General features: G+C 73.9%; 15 protein-coding genes and 1 pseudogene. 10 read left to right on the top strand and 6 right to left on the bottom strand.

Translation table 11 applies throughout. The features are described from left to right. The first annotated feature begins 106 nt into the window (after positions 1 to 106). Both ABT160_RS18855 and ABT160_RS18850 read left to right on the top strand, forming a co-directional pair. Positions 107 to 835 carry a 2-phosphosulfolactate phosphatase gene (locus ABT160_RS18855; RefSeq protein WP_351648788.1) on the top strand — a complete coding sequence of 243 codons (729 nt, stop codon included), beginning with the start codon at positions 107 to 109 and terminating at the stop codon, positions 833 to 835. 18 nt (positions 836 to 853) lie between these two features. Next, positions 854 to 1,264, top strand: a complete 411-nt coding sequence (locus tag ABT160_RS18850; RefSeq protein WP_351648787.1) for a hypothetical protein — start codon at positions 854 to 856, stop codon at positions 1,262 to 1,264. 59 nt (positions 1,265 to 1,323) lie between these two features. On the opposite strand, the gene ABT160_RS18845 is transcribed toward ABT160_RS18850, so the two are convergent. Both ABT160_RS18845 and ABT160_RS18840 read right to left on the bottom strand, forming a co-directional pair. Beyond that, positions 1,324 to 3,753 carry a GDSL-type esterase/lipase family protein gene (locus ABT160_RS18845; RefSeq protein WP_351648786.1) on the bottom strand — a complete coding sequence of 810 codons (2,430 nt, stop codon included), beginning with the start codon at positions 3,751 to 3,753 and terminating at the stop codon, positions 1,324 to 1,326. Next, positions 3,750 to 4,787: an FG-GAP repeat domain-containing protein gene (locus tag ABT160_RS18840; RefSeq protein WP_351648784.1), complete on the bottom strand. Its 1,038-nt coding sequence runs from the start codon at positions 4,785 to 4,787 to the stop codon at positions 3,750 to 3,752. The genes ABT160_RS18845 and ABT160_RS18840 overlap by 4 nt, the downstream gene beginning before the upstream one ends. Before the next feature lie 404 nt (positions 4,788 to 5,191). On the opposite strand from ABT160_RS18840, the gene ABT160_RS18835 reads away from it, so the two are divergent. Further along, on the top strand, positions 5,192 to 5,509 hold the full coding sequence (locus ABT160_RS18835; protein ID WP_351648783.1) for an STAS domain-containing protein: 318 nt from the start codon (positions 5,192 to 5,194) through the stop codon (positions 5,507 to 5,509). A gap of 128 nt (positions 5,510 to 5,637) precedes the next feature. Here the strand turns inward: ABT160_RS18835 and ABT160_RS18830 are convergent, their stop codons facing one another. Further along, positions 5,638 to 6,189, bottom strand: coding sequence for a CchlQ (locus ABT160_RS18830; RefSeq protein WP_351648782.1), 552 nt, complete (start codon positions 6,187 to 6,189; stop codon positions 5,638 to 5,640). Between the two features lie 262 nt (positions 6,190 to 6,451). On the opposite strand from ABT160_RS18830, the gene ABT160_RS18825 reads away from it, so the two are divergent. After that, positions 6,452 to 6,643 carry a DUF4236 domain-containing protein gene (locus tag ABT160_RS18825; RefSeq protein WP_351648781.1) on the top strand — a complete coding sequence of 64 codons (192 nt, stop codon included), beginning with the start codon at positions 6,452 to 6,454 and terminating at the stop codon, positions 6,641 to 6,643. 32 nt (positions 6,644 to 6,675) lie between these two features. Here ABT160_RS18825 and ABT160_RS18820 read toward each other — a convergent pair whose 3' ends face one another. Next, on the bottom strand, positions 6,676 to 7,257 hold the full coding sequence (locus ABT160_RS18820) for a TetR/AcrR family transcriptional regulator (protein ID WP_351648780.1): 582 nt from the start codon (positions 7,255 to 7,257) through the stop codon (positions 6,676 to 6,678). A gap of 181 nt (positions 7,258 to 7,438) precedes the next feature. On the opposite strand from ABT160_RS18820, the gene ABT160_RS18815 reads away from it, so the two are divergent. Together ABT160_RS18815 and ABT160_RS18810 are read left to right on the top strand one after the other, a co-directional pair. After that, positions 7,439 to 8,449, top strand: a complete 1,011-nt coding sequence (locus ABT160_RS18815) for an NADP-dependent oxidoreductase (RefSeq protein WP_351648779.1) — start codon at positions 7,439 to 7,441, stop codon at positions 8,447 to 8,449. A 109-nt stretch (positions 8,450 to 8,558) separates the two neighbouring features. Next, a complete protein-coding gene (locus ABT160_RS18810) occupies positions 8,559 to 9,026 on the top strand; it encodes a GNAT family N-acetyltransferase (RefSeq protein WP_351648778.1) in 468 nt (155 codons plus the stop codon). A 35-nt stretch (positions 9,027 to 9,061) separates the two neighbouring features. On the opposite strand, the gene ABT160_RS18805 is transcribed toward ABT160_RS18810, so the two are convergent. Further along, complete coding sequence (locus tag ABT160_RS18805) at positions 9,062 to 9,412, bottom strand: winged helix-turn-helix transcriptional regulator (RefSeq protein WP_351648777.1); 351 nt, start codon at positions 9,410 to 9,412, stop codon at positions 9,062 to 9,064. Positions 9,413 to 9,512: 100 nt separating this feature from the next. Here ABT160_RS18805 and ABT160_RS18800 point away from each other — a divergent pair, with 100 nt between their 5' ends. The 3 genes and pseudogenes from ABT160_RS18800 to ABT160_RS18790 all read left to right on the top strand — a co-directional run. Continuing rightward, positions 9,513 to 10,217, top strand: coding sequence for an NADPH-dependent F420 reductase (locus ABT160_RS18800; RefSeq protein WP_351648776.1), 705 nt, complete (start codon positions 9,513 to 9,515; stop codon positions 10,215 to 10,217). Positions 10,218 to 10,344: 127 nt separating this feature from the next. Further along, positions 10,345 to 11,193 carry a polysaccharide deacetylase family protein gene (locus ABT160_RS18795; RefSeq protein WP_351648775.1) on the top strand — a complete coding sequence of 283 codons (849 nt, stop codon included), beginning with the start codon at positions 10,345 to 10,347 and terminating at the stop codon, positions 11,191 to 11,193. Positions 11,194 to 11,520: 327 nt separating this feature from the next. After that, positions 11,521 to 11,928: pseudogene (locus tag ABT160_RS18790) on the top strand (DoxX family protein); the annotation flags it as partial. A gap of 92 nt (positions 11,929 to 12,020) precedes the next feature. On the opposite strand, the gene ABT160_RS18785 reads toward ABT160_RS18790, so the two are convergent. Then, positions 12,021 to 12,854: a helix-turn-helix transcriptional regulator gene (locus ABT160_RS18785; protein ID WP_351648774.1), complete on the bottom strand. Its 834-nt coding sequence runs from the start codon at positions 12,852 to 12,854 to the stop codon at positions 12,021 to 12,023. 117 nt (positions 12,855 to 12,971) lie between these two features. Here ABT160_RS18785 and ABT160_RS18780 point away from each other — a divergent pair, with 117 nt between their 5' ends. Then, positions 12,972 to 13,745, top strand: a complete 774-nt coding sequence (locus ABT160_RS18780) for an SDR family NAD(P)-dependent oxidoreductase (RefSeq protein ID WP_351648773.1) — start codon at positions 12,972 to 12,974, stop codon at positions 13,743 to 13,745. Positions 13,746 to 13,776 lie beyond the last annotated feature (31 nt).

The following is a 13,776-nucleotide window of genomic DNA, read 5'->3' as shown; positions in this document are numbered from 1 at the left end:
GGTGAAGTGGGTGGTCGTGTACGGCAGTTGGTCATGACGGGGCCCCGTTCGCGCGGGCGGGCCCCCGTGATGGCGGCGCGGTCGGGCCGTAAGCGATCATGACCCGATGGACACTCGCTTCCTCGGTATCGATGAGCTCGACGAAGTCCCCTCCGTGGCCGTCGTCGTCGACGTCATGCGCGCCTTCACGGTGGCCGCCTGGATCTTCGCCCGGGGGGCGGAGAAGATCGTCCTGGCCGGATCGCTGGACGAGGCCCTGGCGCTCAAGGAGCGCCACCCGGAGTGGGTGGCGCTGAAGGACGGGCCCGCGGCCCCCGGGTTCGATCTCGTCAACTCGCCCGGCCTGCTGAGGACGTGCGACCTGACCGGGCGCACCGTCGTACAGAAGACCACGGCGGGGACGGTCGGCGCCCTCGCTGTGAAGGACGCCTCGCTGGTGCTCTGCGCGAGTTTCGCGGTGGCGGGGGCGACCGCACACGTCCTGCGCACCCGCGCGGACGAAGCGGATGAAGCGTCCGAAGCCGACGAGGGAGTCACCTTCGTGGTGACCGGCGAGGACGGCACGGCGGACGAGGACCTGGCCTGCGCCCAGTACATCGCACGCCGGGCGGCCACGGGGGAGGAGGACGCCGGTCCCTACCTCGCCCGCGCCGCCGGGTCGCGGGCCGCCGCCGAGCTGACGAACGGCGTGCGCGAGGGGGTCCACGCCGACGACGTGGAACTGTGCCTGGAACTCGACCGGTTCCCCTTCGCGCTGGTGGCGGGGGAGGAGGACGGGCTCCTCGTGCTGCGCCCGCACCCGGTGCCGTCGCCGACCGGCGCGGCATCCGTCTGACAGCTGATGGAGGGGTTCATGTACGAACGTCCGAGACGGCCGGCCGCCGGGCCCTACCCTGACCTGGCCGCGACCGGCGGCCTGCCGCAGTCGCTGGCGCGCGCGGCGGCCGCCCGGGGCTACGTCGTCCGGCACACGGGACCCGTCGAGGGCTACGCGGCGGAGGTCGCCACCCGCTGCACGAGCGGGGAGGCCTGGTTCGCGGTGTACGCGACGAGCCAGGACGAGCGGGAGTTCCGCATCGAGATCTCCACGGAGACGGGCCGGCCGTGGGGGGCCTTCGGGAGCACCGACGACCTGGCCGTCGTCGCCGCTCTGCTGGACCAGTGGTGCGAAGGAGCCTCGGCCGAGCAACTGCGCGACGCGTGGCCGATGCTGGCGGAGCGTCCGGGCACGGGCCCCGCTGTCGAGGGCGGCCGGACCGGGTGAAGCCGGCCGGTGGCGGTGCGCGGCCCCCGGAGGGTGCGCACCGCCACCGCCGGCTCGGGTCAGTCGCCGCCCTTGTTGAGCCACGCGTCGAGCGCGCCGTTGCGGGCGATCTTCACCCAGTCCGCGCGGCCGTCGCCGTCGAGTTCGGGGAAGGCCACCGTCCCGCCGGTCCCCGTGGCGATCTTCCCGCGCTCGGTCCAGTCGGCCCGACCGGTGTTGAACCAGGCGTTGGGGACGCCGTCGCCGTCCAGCGCGACGTAGTCCTCCTTGCCGTCGGAGTTGAGGTCCGCGAACGCGATCTGCTCGTTCGTACGGGACTTGAGGTTGGTCAGGATCGCCCCGCCCGGCTCCCAGCCGTCGTGGCCCGGGGTGTCGCCGCCGCGGTTGTAGAACACGTCGACCTTGGTGTCGCCGTCCAGCAGCCGTACGTAGTCCGCGCGGCCGTCGCCGTCGATGTCGGCGAACCTGATGCGGTCCACCGGGGTGTCGGTGCCCCGGCCGTAGTCCGGGTGCGGCTCGAAGCCGGGCTTCCAGCCGTCGGGGGTGGTCGTGTCACCGCCCTTGTTGTAGTAGGCGTCGATGGTGTGGTCGGGACGGATTACGACGTAGTCGTCGCGCTTGTCGTCGTCGAGGTCGGCGAAGAACACCCGGTCGGGCCCCAGGCCCGTCCCCATCGCGATCTCGCCCCGGTACGTCCACGAGATCCGGCCCTGGTCCTCGTGGTTGAGCCAGGCCGTCGCCGCGCCGGTGGGGGAGACCCACACGATGTCGTCCCGCCCGTCGCCGTTCAGGTCCGGGTACTTCATCGCGCCGGCGGCGTCCGGGTCGCCCGGAAGGCCGTCCCAGATCCGCCCCTTCGGCTCGTAGCCGCCGCGCGGGCCCCCGGGGTCGGGCGTCGCCGCCTCGCCCACCCAGCCCTGCTCCAGGGCCGCGCGGATGCCTTCGAGGAAGGCCTCGGCGATCTTCCGGTACCCGGTGTCGGTGGGGTGCACCTCGTCGACGAGGTCGGCCGTCGTCACCGCGCTCAGGTCCACCTGGACCAGGTGGTCGCCCTTGGCCACCCGCGCGTCGAGCATCGGCCCGATCGCCTGGTTGTACGCCTCGATGCGCTGCTGGATCGCCGGGTTGGAGGACGGCGTCAGCGTCCCCACCACGATCGTCACGCCCGGCGAGCCCTGGTAGATCTGGTCGATCAGCCGGCTCAGCCGCGCCGGGGCGTCCGCCACGTCCACGCTGCGGACCATGTCGTTCGTACCGGCGAGCAGGGTCACCACGTTGGGCCGCATCTGCGGCACGGCGTCGGATGCCTCCTGCGCGATCTGGTCGATCGTGTACCCGGGCCAGCCCTCGTGGTCGGTGTCCGGGATGCCGCGCCCCGTCCTGCGCTCTCCGACCAGGTCGCGCTTGGCCAGCAGGTCGTACATCGGGGAGAGCAGGTCGTTGCCGAACAGGTCGTTGCGGTTGATCTTGCCGAGGCCGTCCTGGACCTCGTCGCGGAACCCTGACTCGTTCACGCTGCCCAGGCCCTGAGTGATCGAGTCGCCCACCGGCATCAGCCGTATGGAGCTCGGTGGTTCGCCCGCCGCCCGCAGATGGCCCACCTCCACGGGCCGGTGGTCCGACGGCGGCATCCCGACGAACTCGGACAGCCGGAGGATGTGGGCGTGCCGGTGGCGCTGGGCCGCGGTGACGTCACTGGTCACGAAGTAGTCCAGGCGCTCCCCGTTGTCGTGGGTGGCCACGCCGCGCTCGGTGCTGACGATCATGGCCGGGGGGAAGCCCGTCCGGTTCGCCAGCACGTCCGGGGTCGCGTTGAAGTCGCCGCCGACGGTCCACTCGTACGAGACGCGCCGGTCGGCGGCCCACCGGTCCACCTGGGTGTCGATCGCGTCGAGCAGCGCGGCGGAGTCCGGCCCTTGTCCCCTGGCGATGCCGTGCACGGTGAAGTACCAGTGCGCGCCGTACCGTACGCCGAGCGCGGTGCGGCCCGGGGTCCTGGGGTTGGCGACGACGTTGACCTCGTCCGGCTGGCCGTTGACGACCACGGCGAGGTTCACCCGGCCGCCCTCGCCGTTCTGGGTGAGCAGGAAGTACACGTGCCGGTTCTCCACGGCGTGGTCCGTGTGGATGTCCCAGAGGTAGTGCTGCACGGTGTGGGTGGTGATCACCCCGTTGGGGTCGACCGTCGTGCGGGTGATGTCGGCCTGCGGCCGCGCGCTCCTCGCCGGCATCGCCCCGGCCTCCTGGAGGAGCACGATCCCGTAGGCCCGCGCGTAGTGGCGGACGTTGTTGTACCACTTGTTGGTGTTGGCGCCGGACTCGTTGGCGCCGCGCATGTTCCAGGTCGCCAGCGGGGTGCTGCTGAACGGGCGGTCCTCGGCCGCGGCGGGCTTCGCCGGTACGACGGCGAGGAGCGCGGCCACCAGGACGAGCAGGGTGGCGAGGACGCCCGAGCGGGGCGTCCGGGCGGCACGCCCGGCCGGGTTCACCGGTCGCCCCCGTCGTTGAGGTAGCCGGTGAACGAGCCATCCTCGGCCATCGTCAGGTAGTCGACGCGCCCGTCGCCGTTGAGCTCGGCGAGGAAGATGCGCTCCACCGGGTCGTGCGTACCCGCCGCGCCGCCGACGTGGCCGTCGTGCAGCACGCCGTCCCGCATCCCCGCGTTGGCGACGCTGAGAAGCTTGCTGTCGGGGTACAGGAACAGCCGGTCGTCGCGCCCGTCGCAGTCGAAGTCGCCGAAACCGGCGCGCGAGGTGGTCATCAGGGCGTTCCCCTCGGAGACCTTGCCCCAGGACACCCAGCCGTCGCGGCCGGGCCGGTCGCCGCCCTCGTTGCGCCACGCGTACAGGTCGTCCTGCGGCGCGCCCTGGGTCAGGTAGTCGTCGTCGCCGTCACCGTCGAGGTCGGCGAAGTGGATCTGGCCGGGCGGGGTGCCGGTCCCGCGCGCCACCTGGCCCACGGGCTTCCAGCCCGGCACGATGCCCGTCGGGGTCGAGAGATCGCCGCCCGCGTTGATCCAGCCGTCGAGCGCGCCGTCGCCCTTGACGGCCAGGTAGTCGTCCTTGCCGTCCCCGTCGAGGTCGGCGAACTTGACGCGGTCGGGCGCGTACCCGGTGCCGAGAGCGACCCGGCCCCGGTAGGACCACGTGCCGTCACGGTCGTTGCGCCACTCCCTGATCCCGCCGATCTCGTCCAGCAGGAGGCGGTCGTCGTCCCCGTCCCCGTCGAGGTCGGCGAAACGCACCGGGCCCGGATCGGTGATCCCGGCTATCGCGGGCGCGACCTGGCCCTGGGGCGACCACCCGTGGACCTCGCCGCACGGCCCGAGGGCCGAGGCGGGCTGGGGCGCGGCGAGGGAGGGGACGACGGCCGCGAGGAGGACCAGCGCGGCGGAGACGGCGAGGGAGCGGCCGCGGCGCGGGTACCGGCGTCCGGCCCCGCTCCCGCTTCGGCTTCCGCTCCCGTCGGGACTCCCGCCGGATCCTCTGCCGGGTCCGGGCCGGTGGCTGGGTGGTGCGGTCATCTGGTGCTCCTTGTACGCGGGCAGGACTCCGCGAGGGACTTCGCGAGAGCCTTCGCGGGGGCACATCCGCGTGGCTCGCCGGACCCACCCCCGGCTTCCAGGGAAGACCCGGGTACGGGGGCATGGTCAAATACGCCGGTCATTTCCGGCCGCGAACGTACGTGAACGAACGTGGGGATACGTGAAGGAACGGGCGGGGTACGGGGGACTGCCTGCGCCCGGCCGCCACGCCCCGGCCGCGGGGCCGGCGCCCAGAACTATCTACCGGGAGAAAGGTTCCGGCCGGGGTTCGGCTGTGCGGGGCGGGTATGACGGAAGACGATGGCCCTTCGAAGGGTTGTCCCGGTGAACAGGTCCACGGCCTGTTCCGAGCCCGCGTCCGCCCCTGGAGAAAGCAGTCAGCCTTGACCAGACCCTCGCCCCGGCCACTGCGCGTGGACGTGGTCCCCGGCGTCGACCCCGTCCTGGTCCTGGTCGCGGGGGAGGCGGACCTGGCCACCGTGCCCGAGCTGAGCCGCGCGCTGGCCCCGCTGGTCGGCAAGCGGGCCCAGGTGGACCTGTCGGGCGTGGAGTTCATGGACTCGACCGGCCTGAGCGTGCTGCTGGTCCACCGCCACCGCAGCACCCAGGTGGGCGGCGACCTGAAGGTGATCAGCATGTCGACCGCGGTGGGGCACCTGCTCGACCTGGCGGGAGTGCGCGAGTACCTGACCACGCTGTGAGGCTTGGCGCGGTGAGTCCTTGAAGGCCCCTCCGTGCCGCCCGGTGCGGTACGGCCCTGAGGCCCCGGCCCTGAACCCGGTCCACGGCCCCTCCGTGACGGCGGGCGCGCCCAGCTCCGGCGCGGCCCTCAGCCCGAGGCCGAGGCCGCCCGTTCCGCGCAGTGCGGGCAGCGCTCCTTGCCGTCCCAGGCGGACCAGCCGAAGTCGGCCGGGGCCAGCGCGCTGCCCTCCAACTCGTCGCGCACGGCCTCGCGGTAGGCCCAGACGGCCTCCAGGTAGGGGTGGTAGACCTCGTGGAACGCGGCGGTCGAGATGCCGGCGCCCGCGGCGACCACCTTCCGCAGGGCGCGCAGCCGCTCGAACATGGTCTGTCCGGCCCCGGCGATCCGCGAGCTGGCGTCGATGAAGAGCCGCTCGCGCACCTCGTAGACGCGGGCGTCGGTCAGCGCGGCGCGGGTGGCCTCCTCCAGGTCCCGCGCCCCGGAGCCGTCCTGCGCGAGGCGGCGCAGCTCGGTGTGGGCCGAGCCCGCTGCCGCGATGAACTCCGTGTAGACGCCCCTGCGGTGGGCCTGGAGGCCGCGGCGGTGTTCCTGGCGGGTGCGCAGCCGGTCGGCGAGGACCGTACCGGCGATGGCGATCAGACCACCGCCCAGCGTGGCGACCAGCGTTCCCCACTCCATCTCGGTCCCCTCCCCGGTGTCGTGGTCCGATCATGCCCGACGGCCGGGCCGGGCCGCCGCCCCGGGCCGCCGTCCCGGGCTGCCGTCCCGGGCGGCGGATCCCCGGGGGCTCCCGGTCGTCGGAACACCGGGCGCATGGAACGGGTCGCGCGGGACACACGCATGTCAAGTGGCCGAAAAGAACGCGCAGTCGAACGACCCGTTCCCCCGGCCCACCGATTCCCGAGTCCCCGTTCTCCGCTGAGTGAGGAAGTGAGACGTCATGCCGCTGACGTTCCGCAAGAGCTTCAGGATCCTGCCCGGCGTCCGCCTCAACATCAACCGCAAGTCGTGGTCGATCACCACCGGCGGTGGCAAGCACGGCCCGCGCCACACCCACAGCAGCACCGGGCGCCGTACCACCTCGGTGGACCTGCCGGGGCCCTTCGGCTGGCGCAAGACCACCCGCCGCTGATCCGGCGCTCCGTGCCGCGGGGCGCGTCGCCGTCAGGGGCGGTCCTTCCGCCCCGCGGTGGCGTGCCCGGCCAGGGGCAGGACCGCGCTCACGACGACGTCGAAGAGGTGGTCGGCGCGCGGGGCGAGCGAGGGCTGGTCGCCGAGCCAGGCGAGCGATCCGGCCAGCGCGAAGAGGTCGGTCCCGTCGATGTCCTTCCGGGCGCCGCCCTCGGCCTGCGCGCGCGCGAGCAGGCGCGTCCCCGCCGCGCGCATCGCGACGCAGGACTCGTGGAGCGCCGACTCCTCGTCGGCGATGGCGGTGACCATGGAGGCGATCACGCCCCGGTAGTCCCGGGCGGAGGCGACGAAGTCCCGCAGCCAGCGGACCAGTGCGTCGTCGGGGGACGGTGAGGTCTCCAAGTCCGCTGCGGTGGCGGCCAGTTGGTCGAAGTTCGTACGGAGCAGCGCCTCCAGGAGTGCCTCGCGGGTGGGGAAGTGGCGCAGCAGCGTGGCGAGTCCGACGTCGGCCCGGCGGGCGATGTCGCGCATGGAGGCGTCGACGCCCTGCTCGGTGATGACGTCGCCCGCGACGGCGAGGAGGTGCTCGCGGTTCTTCCTGGCGTCGGCCCGCATGGTTCGTTCCTTCGTACGTTCTCCGGCCCCGTCCGGTGCCCGAAGCCTGTCCCGGCGTGTTCCCGGGGCGGGCTTCCTTGACTATCCGGATCAGTGGTCCATATATTCGGTTCAGTGATCCGGATAAACGGATCGCTGGTCCGCTCAGCCTAACCGCACGGCACGGACAGGAGTAACGGCGATGTCGGCACAGACGATGAAGGCGATCCGGCTGCACGAGCACGGCGGCCCGGACGTACTGCGCTACGAAGAGGTGCCGACGCCCGAGCCGGGGCCGGGCGAGGTGCTCGTCCGGGTGCGGGCCGTCGGCGTCAACCCGCCCGACTGGTACGTCCGCGGCGGTCTGTCCGGCATGCCGGAGGACTACCGGCCGACGATCGAACTGCCCCTGATCCCGGGGACGGACGTCTCCGGGACGGTGGCGGCCGTCGCCCCGGACGTCGGGGCGTTCGCCGTCGGCGACGAGGTCTTCGGCATGCTGCGGTTCCCGGGCTTCGAGGGGAGCGCGTACGCGGAGTACGTGGCGGCGCCCGCCGCCGACCTCGCCCGCAAGCCGGACGGCGTCGACCACGTGCACGCCGCCGGGGCGCCGATGGCGGGGCTCACGGCCTGGCAGTTCCTGCTCGACCTCGGCCACGACGAGCCGTCGCCGTTCCAGGCGGAGCGCCACCGGCCGGTGCCGCTCGGCCCCGGGACGACGGTCCTGGTCAACGGCGCGGCGGGCGGCGTCGGGCACTTCGCCGTCCAGCTGGCGAAGTGGCGGGGGGCGCGGGTCGTCGCGGTGGCGTCCGGCGGGCACGAGGCGTTCCTGCGCGACCTCGGCGCCGACGAGTTCATCGACTACACCACCAGCAGCCCCGAGGACCTCGTACGGGGCGCGGACCTGGTGCTCGACGCGGTCGGCGGCCCCCGCACCAGCCGCTTCCTGCCCGTGCTCAAGCGGGGCGGGGCCCTGTTCCCGGTGTTCCCCGGGGAGTTCGACGCGGCGGAGACCGCACGCCTGGGCGTCACGGTGTCGAGCACGCAGGTCCGCTCGAACGGCGCCCAACTCGCCGAACTGGGAAAGCTGTTGGAGACGGGCGCGGTGCGGGTCGCGATCGACGGCACGTACCCGCTGGCGCGGGCCGCCGAGGCCCACGCACGCGCGGCGGAGGGGCACATCCGGGGGAAGATCGTGCTCACGGTGGAATGACCGGACCGGACCGGACCGGACGGGTCGGGACCGGACGGGTCGGGACCGGACCGGAGCTCGCTCGTGCCGGGCCGGGCCCGCTCGTGCCGGTTCCTGGGAGGATGCGCGCATGACGGACGACGACCTCATGGGCACGGCCTCGATCCGCCGGGCAGTCGCCGCGGACGCCGAGGCGCTCACCGCCGTGGACTCGGTCGCGCTGGCGGGGAGCCCGCAGCGGGCGACGGCGATCCGCGAGTGGTGCGAACGCGGGCTCGCGCACCTCGCCGCGGACGCCTCCGGACCGATCGGCTACGGGGTGCTCGAGTACACCTTCTTCGAGCAGGGCTTCGTCAGCATGCTGATGGTGGCACCCGCCGCGCGGGGCCGCGGCGTCGGCGGGCTGTTGCTGGCCGCGCTCGAAAGGGAGTGCACCACCGAGAAGTTGTACACCTCGACCAACACCTCCAACCTCCGGATGCGGAGACTGCTGGACGCGGAGGGCTGGCAGGCGGCCGGCTTCGTCGAGGGCCTGGACGAGGGCGACCCCGAACTCTTCTACCGCTGCCCGCGCACCACGGCGCGGCCCGCCGTCTGACGGCGCCCCGGGCGCGGCCCGCCCCGCGCCCCGGCCTACCCCTCGGCGGCCTCCTGCGCCTCCATCACCGCGTCCCCGTACTCGAAGGCCCACGCGCCCACGGCGTCGATCGGGCCGAGCAGCGTCCTCCCCAGGTCCGTGAGGCGGTAGTCGACGCGGGGCGGGGTGCCGGGGTGGGAGCGGCGTTCGACCAGGCCGTTGAAGCGCAGCCTGCGCAGCGTCTCGGTCAGGACCTTGGAGCTGATGCCCCCGATGTGCTCCCGGAGCTCGACCGGGCGCCTCGGGCCGTCGCGCAGCGCCCACAGCACCACGGCGTTCCAGGTGTGGGAGAACAGGTCGAAGGCGAGCCGGGCGCGGCAGTCGGCGAGGAAGGCGTCGGTGGTCACGTACCAGATGGTGCCCGAGCCACTCCCTAACGTCTCGGTGAACGGCCGAAGTCGGAGCGCAGGGCGCTGACACGGGCCACGCACGGGAGGGGAACCGCTGATGAGGATCGGCGTACTGGGAACGGGCAACATGGCCGACGCGCTCGCCACCCACTGGGCACGGGCCGGGCACCACGTGCTCGTCGGTGGAAGGGACGTGGCGAAGGCGGAGCTGCGCGCGGCGCGTATCGGGGGAGGCGCGCGGGCCGGAGGGCTGCGCGAGGCGGCGGAGTTCGGCCGGGACGCCGTGCTGGCCGCGCTGCCTTACGGTGCGGGGGCCTTCGTCGTACGGGAGTTGGGCGCGGCCCTGGAGGGCACCGCCCTCGTCGACTGCTCCAACCCGGTGGGTCCCGGCTTCCGGCTGCTCACGGAGAGCGGACCCTCGGCCGCACACCAACTCGCCGACGCGGCACCGGGAGCGCGGGTCGTCAAGGCGTTCAACCTGTGCCACGAGGACGTCTGGCGCATGCGGCCTCCGGTCTTCGGCGGACGCCCGCTCGCCGTGCCCCTCTGCGGTGACGACGAGGAGGCCGTGGAGCGCGTCCGGGTCCTGGTGCGCGACGTGGGCTGCACGCCGGTGAACGGCGGCGGGCTCGACCGCGCGGGCCAACTGGAGGCCACGGCCGCGCTCTTCATCGCGCTGTGGGTCGGCGAGGGCGCGGACGCGCAGGCGATCGCCCCGCCGCTCGCGTACGCGGCGGGGCCGGGCGACCGAGGGGCGGCGGACGGGCGCGCGGACGGGGGCGAGGGGGCGTTTCGGCCATGAATGGCACCGGGTTTGTCCGAGGTCGGTAACGGCCGTATCCGCAGGCGGGGCCCGGCTCGTATGGTCGGGGTGTCACGAGGTGACGGCGGCCGGCGGCGAACGGCCGACTGCGCTGTAGGGGGCGGACATGGCACGGCACAACGGTGGGCGGGGTTGGTACGGCAAGGTGCTGGGGTCGGCGCTGGGCGTGGCGCTGCTCGCGACCGGGGCTTCGGTGTGGACGGCGCAGGCGGGTGACGCCGTCAACTCCGAGGCCCCGGCGGGTGCGAGCCCCAAGGAGAAGCCGAAGGGGTCGCAACCGTCGGGGAAGCCCGCGAAGAAGCCGTCGGCGAAACCCGCCGGGAAGCCGGCCGTGAAGCCGGCCGTGAAGCCGGTCTCGGAGTCGATAGCCCACGCCTCGGAGGCGGGCCCGCGCGCGGTGAACATCACGATCGACGACGGCCCGGACCCGCGCTGGACGCCCCCGATGCTGAGGCTGCTGGCGCGGTACGGGATCAAGGCGACGTTCTGCATGGTCGGTACGCAGGCCCAGGCGCACCCGGACCTCGTGAAGCGGGTCGTGGCCGAGGGCCATCGGCTGTGCGACCACTCGGTGTCGCACAACACGGCCATGGACAAGCGCTCGCAGGACTACCAGGCGCGCCAGATCCTGGCGGCGGAACGGATGATCACTGAGGCGTCCGGCGGCGTGCGGCCGATGTACTACCGGGCCCCGGGCGGCGCGTTCACCCCGTACAGCCGCAAGCTCGCGGCCTCGCGCGGGATGCGCCCGCTGGGCTGGAACGTCGACACCAAGGACTTCGAACGGCCGGGCGCGGACGCCATCGTGGCCACCGTCGAGCGCGAACTCCACAACGGCCCCACCCTGCTGTTCCACGACGCGGGCGGCGACCGCTCCCAGACCGTCGAGGCCCTGCGCCGACTTCTGCCGCACCTCAAGGAGCAGGGTTACGCCTTCGGCTTCCCGGTCCGCTGAAGCGCGGGGGGAGTCGCGCCCCGATTACGCGGAGCGATGGTGATCTGTAAACATGCAGGTCACAGGGGTGCTTACTAGTTCAAGCACCCCTGTTGTTCACCTGGGGTTCTCTGGAGCGTCACCATGCGCGCGTCTGGGGTTTCCTTTGTTCCCATTCGATACAAACTGTCCGATTCGCCCACCTTGGCGTTCGGCGTCGGTTCCGCGTCCCGGTCCCGCGTCCCGGTCTCGTATCGAAGGAGTCCCCTCGTGAGTCACCTCGTCGACCGTCCCCGGCTCTCCGCCCGCCTCCACCGCGCCCAGCCCCTGGCCCTCGGCCTCTTCCGCATGGTCCTCGGGTTCTTCTTCGCCCTGCGCGGCGCCGCGTCGCTCTTCGGTTGGTTCGGCGGCGCCCTCGGCAGCGGCAGCGCCGTGGAGGTGGGGCTGTGGCCCAACTGGTACGCGGCGCTCATCCAGTTCGCCGGCGGTCTGCTGGTCCTGCTCGGCGTCGGCACCCGGGTCGCGGCCCTCGTGTCCTCCGGCTCCATGGCCTACGCGTACTTCACGGTCCACCAGCCCGAGGCCCTGATGCCCCTGCAGAACGAGGGGGAGCTCTCGGCGCTCTTCGCCTGGGCGTTCCTGCTGCTCGTCTTCACCGGCCCCGGCGCCCTCGCCCTCGGCGGCCTCCGGGGCGGCGGCCCGCCCACCCCGCCCGGTACGGACCCGCCCCGGAGGGACAGGGCCCGGTCGAAGGCCCGGCGGGTCGGCAACGGTGCGGTGCTGCGTGTCCGTACGGCGATCGCGAACCGCGTGGTCTTCACGGGCGCCCGCCAGCCCCGGGTGCCCCGTTAGACGCCAAGCCCCCGCGCCGCGGCGAAGGCCCGGCGCGTGGGGCTGTCCGGCGGGGCGAGGAAGGCGAAGACGTGTCGGCCTTCCTCGGGCAGGGGCAGGACGGTGTAGTCGAAGACCGTGGCATCCAGCGCGGGGTGGCGCACGTGCAGCCGGCCCGGGCGCGGGGGCGCCGCGCGGTGGTGGTCCCACAGGGCGGCGAAGGCGGGGCTGTCGCCGGACAGCCGGTGCACCAGTGCGAGCAGCGCCCGGTCCCTGGGGCGGTCGGCGTGGTGGGCGCGCAGCGAGGCGACCAGGTCGGCGCCGATGGACCGGTCGGCGGCCGTGTTGCCCGGCGAGCGATCGCGGTACGGGCAGCAGAAGACCTGCCAGAGCAGGTTGCGCTCGTGCGGCGGCCGCCGCTCGGGCCCGGCCAGCAGCAGCGCGGCGGCCCGGTTCCAGGCCAGCAGGTCGAAGGTGGGGCCGGTGACGAAGGCGGGCGCGGCGTCCAGGGTGTCCAGCAGGGCCAGGGTGGTCGCCGGGACGCCCGCGGGCTCGTCGGGCACGGGCACCGCGCGGTCGCGCCGGGCGGCGAGCCGGTGCAGGTAGGCGCGTTCGGGGCCGGTCAGGCGCAGGGCCTCGGCGAGCCCGTCCAGGACCGGCCCGGTCGGCACCCGCTGACGGCCCTGCTCCAGGCGGGCGTAGTAGTCGGCCGAGATCCCGGCCCGGACGGCCACTTCCTCACGGCGCAGTCCCGGTGTGCGGCGGCGCCCGGCGGCGGGCAGGCCCGCGTCCGCGGGCGCGAGTCGGGCACGGCGGGCGCGCAGGAACGCGCCCAGCGGGGTCTCGGGCATGGGCGCCAGGCTGCCACAGCCCGGCGGGGTCAACCAGGACCCGGCCGTCCCTGGTTGGCCGGTCCCCGGAAGGACCGGCCGCTGGTGGCACGGTCCGGGCGGCGGCAGGCTCGCCTCATGGGACTCCTCGACGACAAGGTCACGATCGTCACCGGTGCCGGGCGGGGCATCGGCGCCGCGGCCGCCCGGCTGTTCGCCCGGGAGGGCGCGCTGCTGGTGCTCGCCGCCCGCTCGGGCGACGAGGTGGAGGCGCTCGCGGCGGAACTGCGCGCCGACGGCGCCCGGGCGGTGGCGGTGGCCGCCGACCTGACCACTGAGGCGGGTGCCGAGCGGCCCGTGGAGGCGGCGCTCGATGCCTTCGGCCGGCTGGACGGCGCGTTCGACAACGCGGGCAACGGCCCGGTGCCCGCGCCGCTGGCCGAGCGCTCTCCGGACGAGTGGGACGAGGTGCACGCGCTCAACCTGCGGGGCACCTGGCTCTGTCTGCGTGCCCAACTGCGGGCGCTGCGGTCGGCCGGACGGGGCGGCTCGGTGGTGCTCAACTCCGGGGTCGGCGCGCTGGTCGGCGGCTTCGGCGACGGCGCCCAGCAGGCCGCCAAGCACGGGCTGACCGGCCTGGTGAGGGCGGCCACCGCCGAGTGCGCCGGGCACGGCGTCCGGGTCAACGCGGTCGCGCCCGGCGTGGTGCGCACGCCCGCCACCGAGCCCTACTTCGCGGCGGGCCCGGAGTTCGCCGCGCTCGTGGCCCGCTCCACGCCGCTGGGCCGCCCGGCCCGGGCCGCCGAGGTGGCCGAGGCGGCGGCCTGGCTGCTGAGCGACCGGTCCTCGTACGTGACCGGTGTGACCCTGCCGGTGGACGGGGGCATCACGGCGACCCGCCGGTTCGACTGACCGCGTCGCGCCGGAAATTAGGGCTGACGTG

The sequence above is a fragment of the Streptomyces sp. NPDC001941 genome (assembly GCF_040296945.1).
GTDB lineage: Bacteria > Actinomycetota > Actinomycetes > Streptomycetales > Streptomycetaceae > Streptomyces.
Note: the sequence above shows the minus strand (reverse complement) of the source record. Positions and strands in the feature narration are given on the sequence as shown.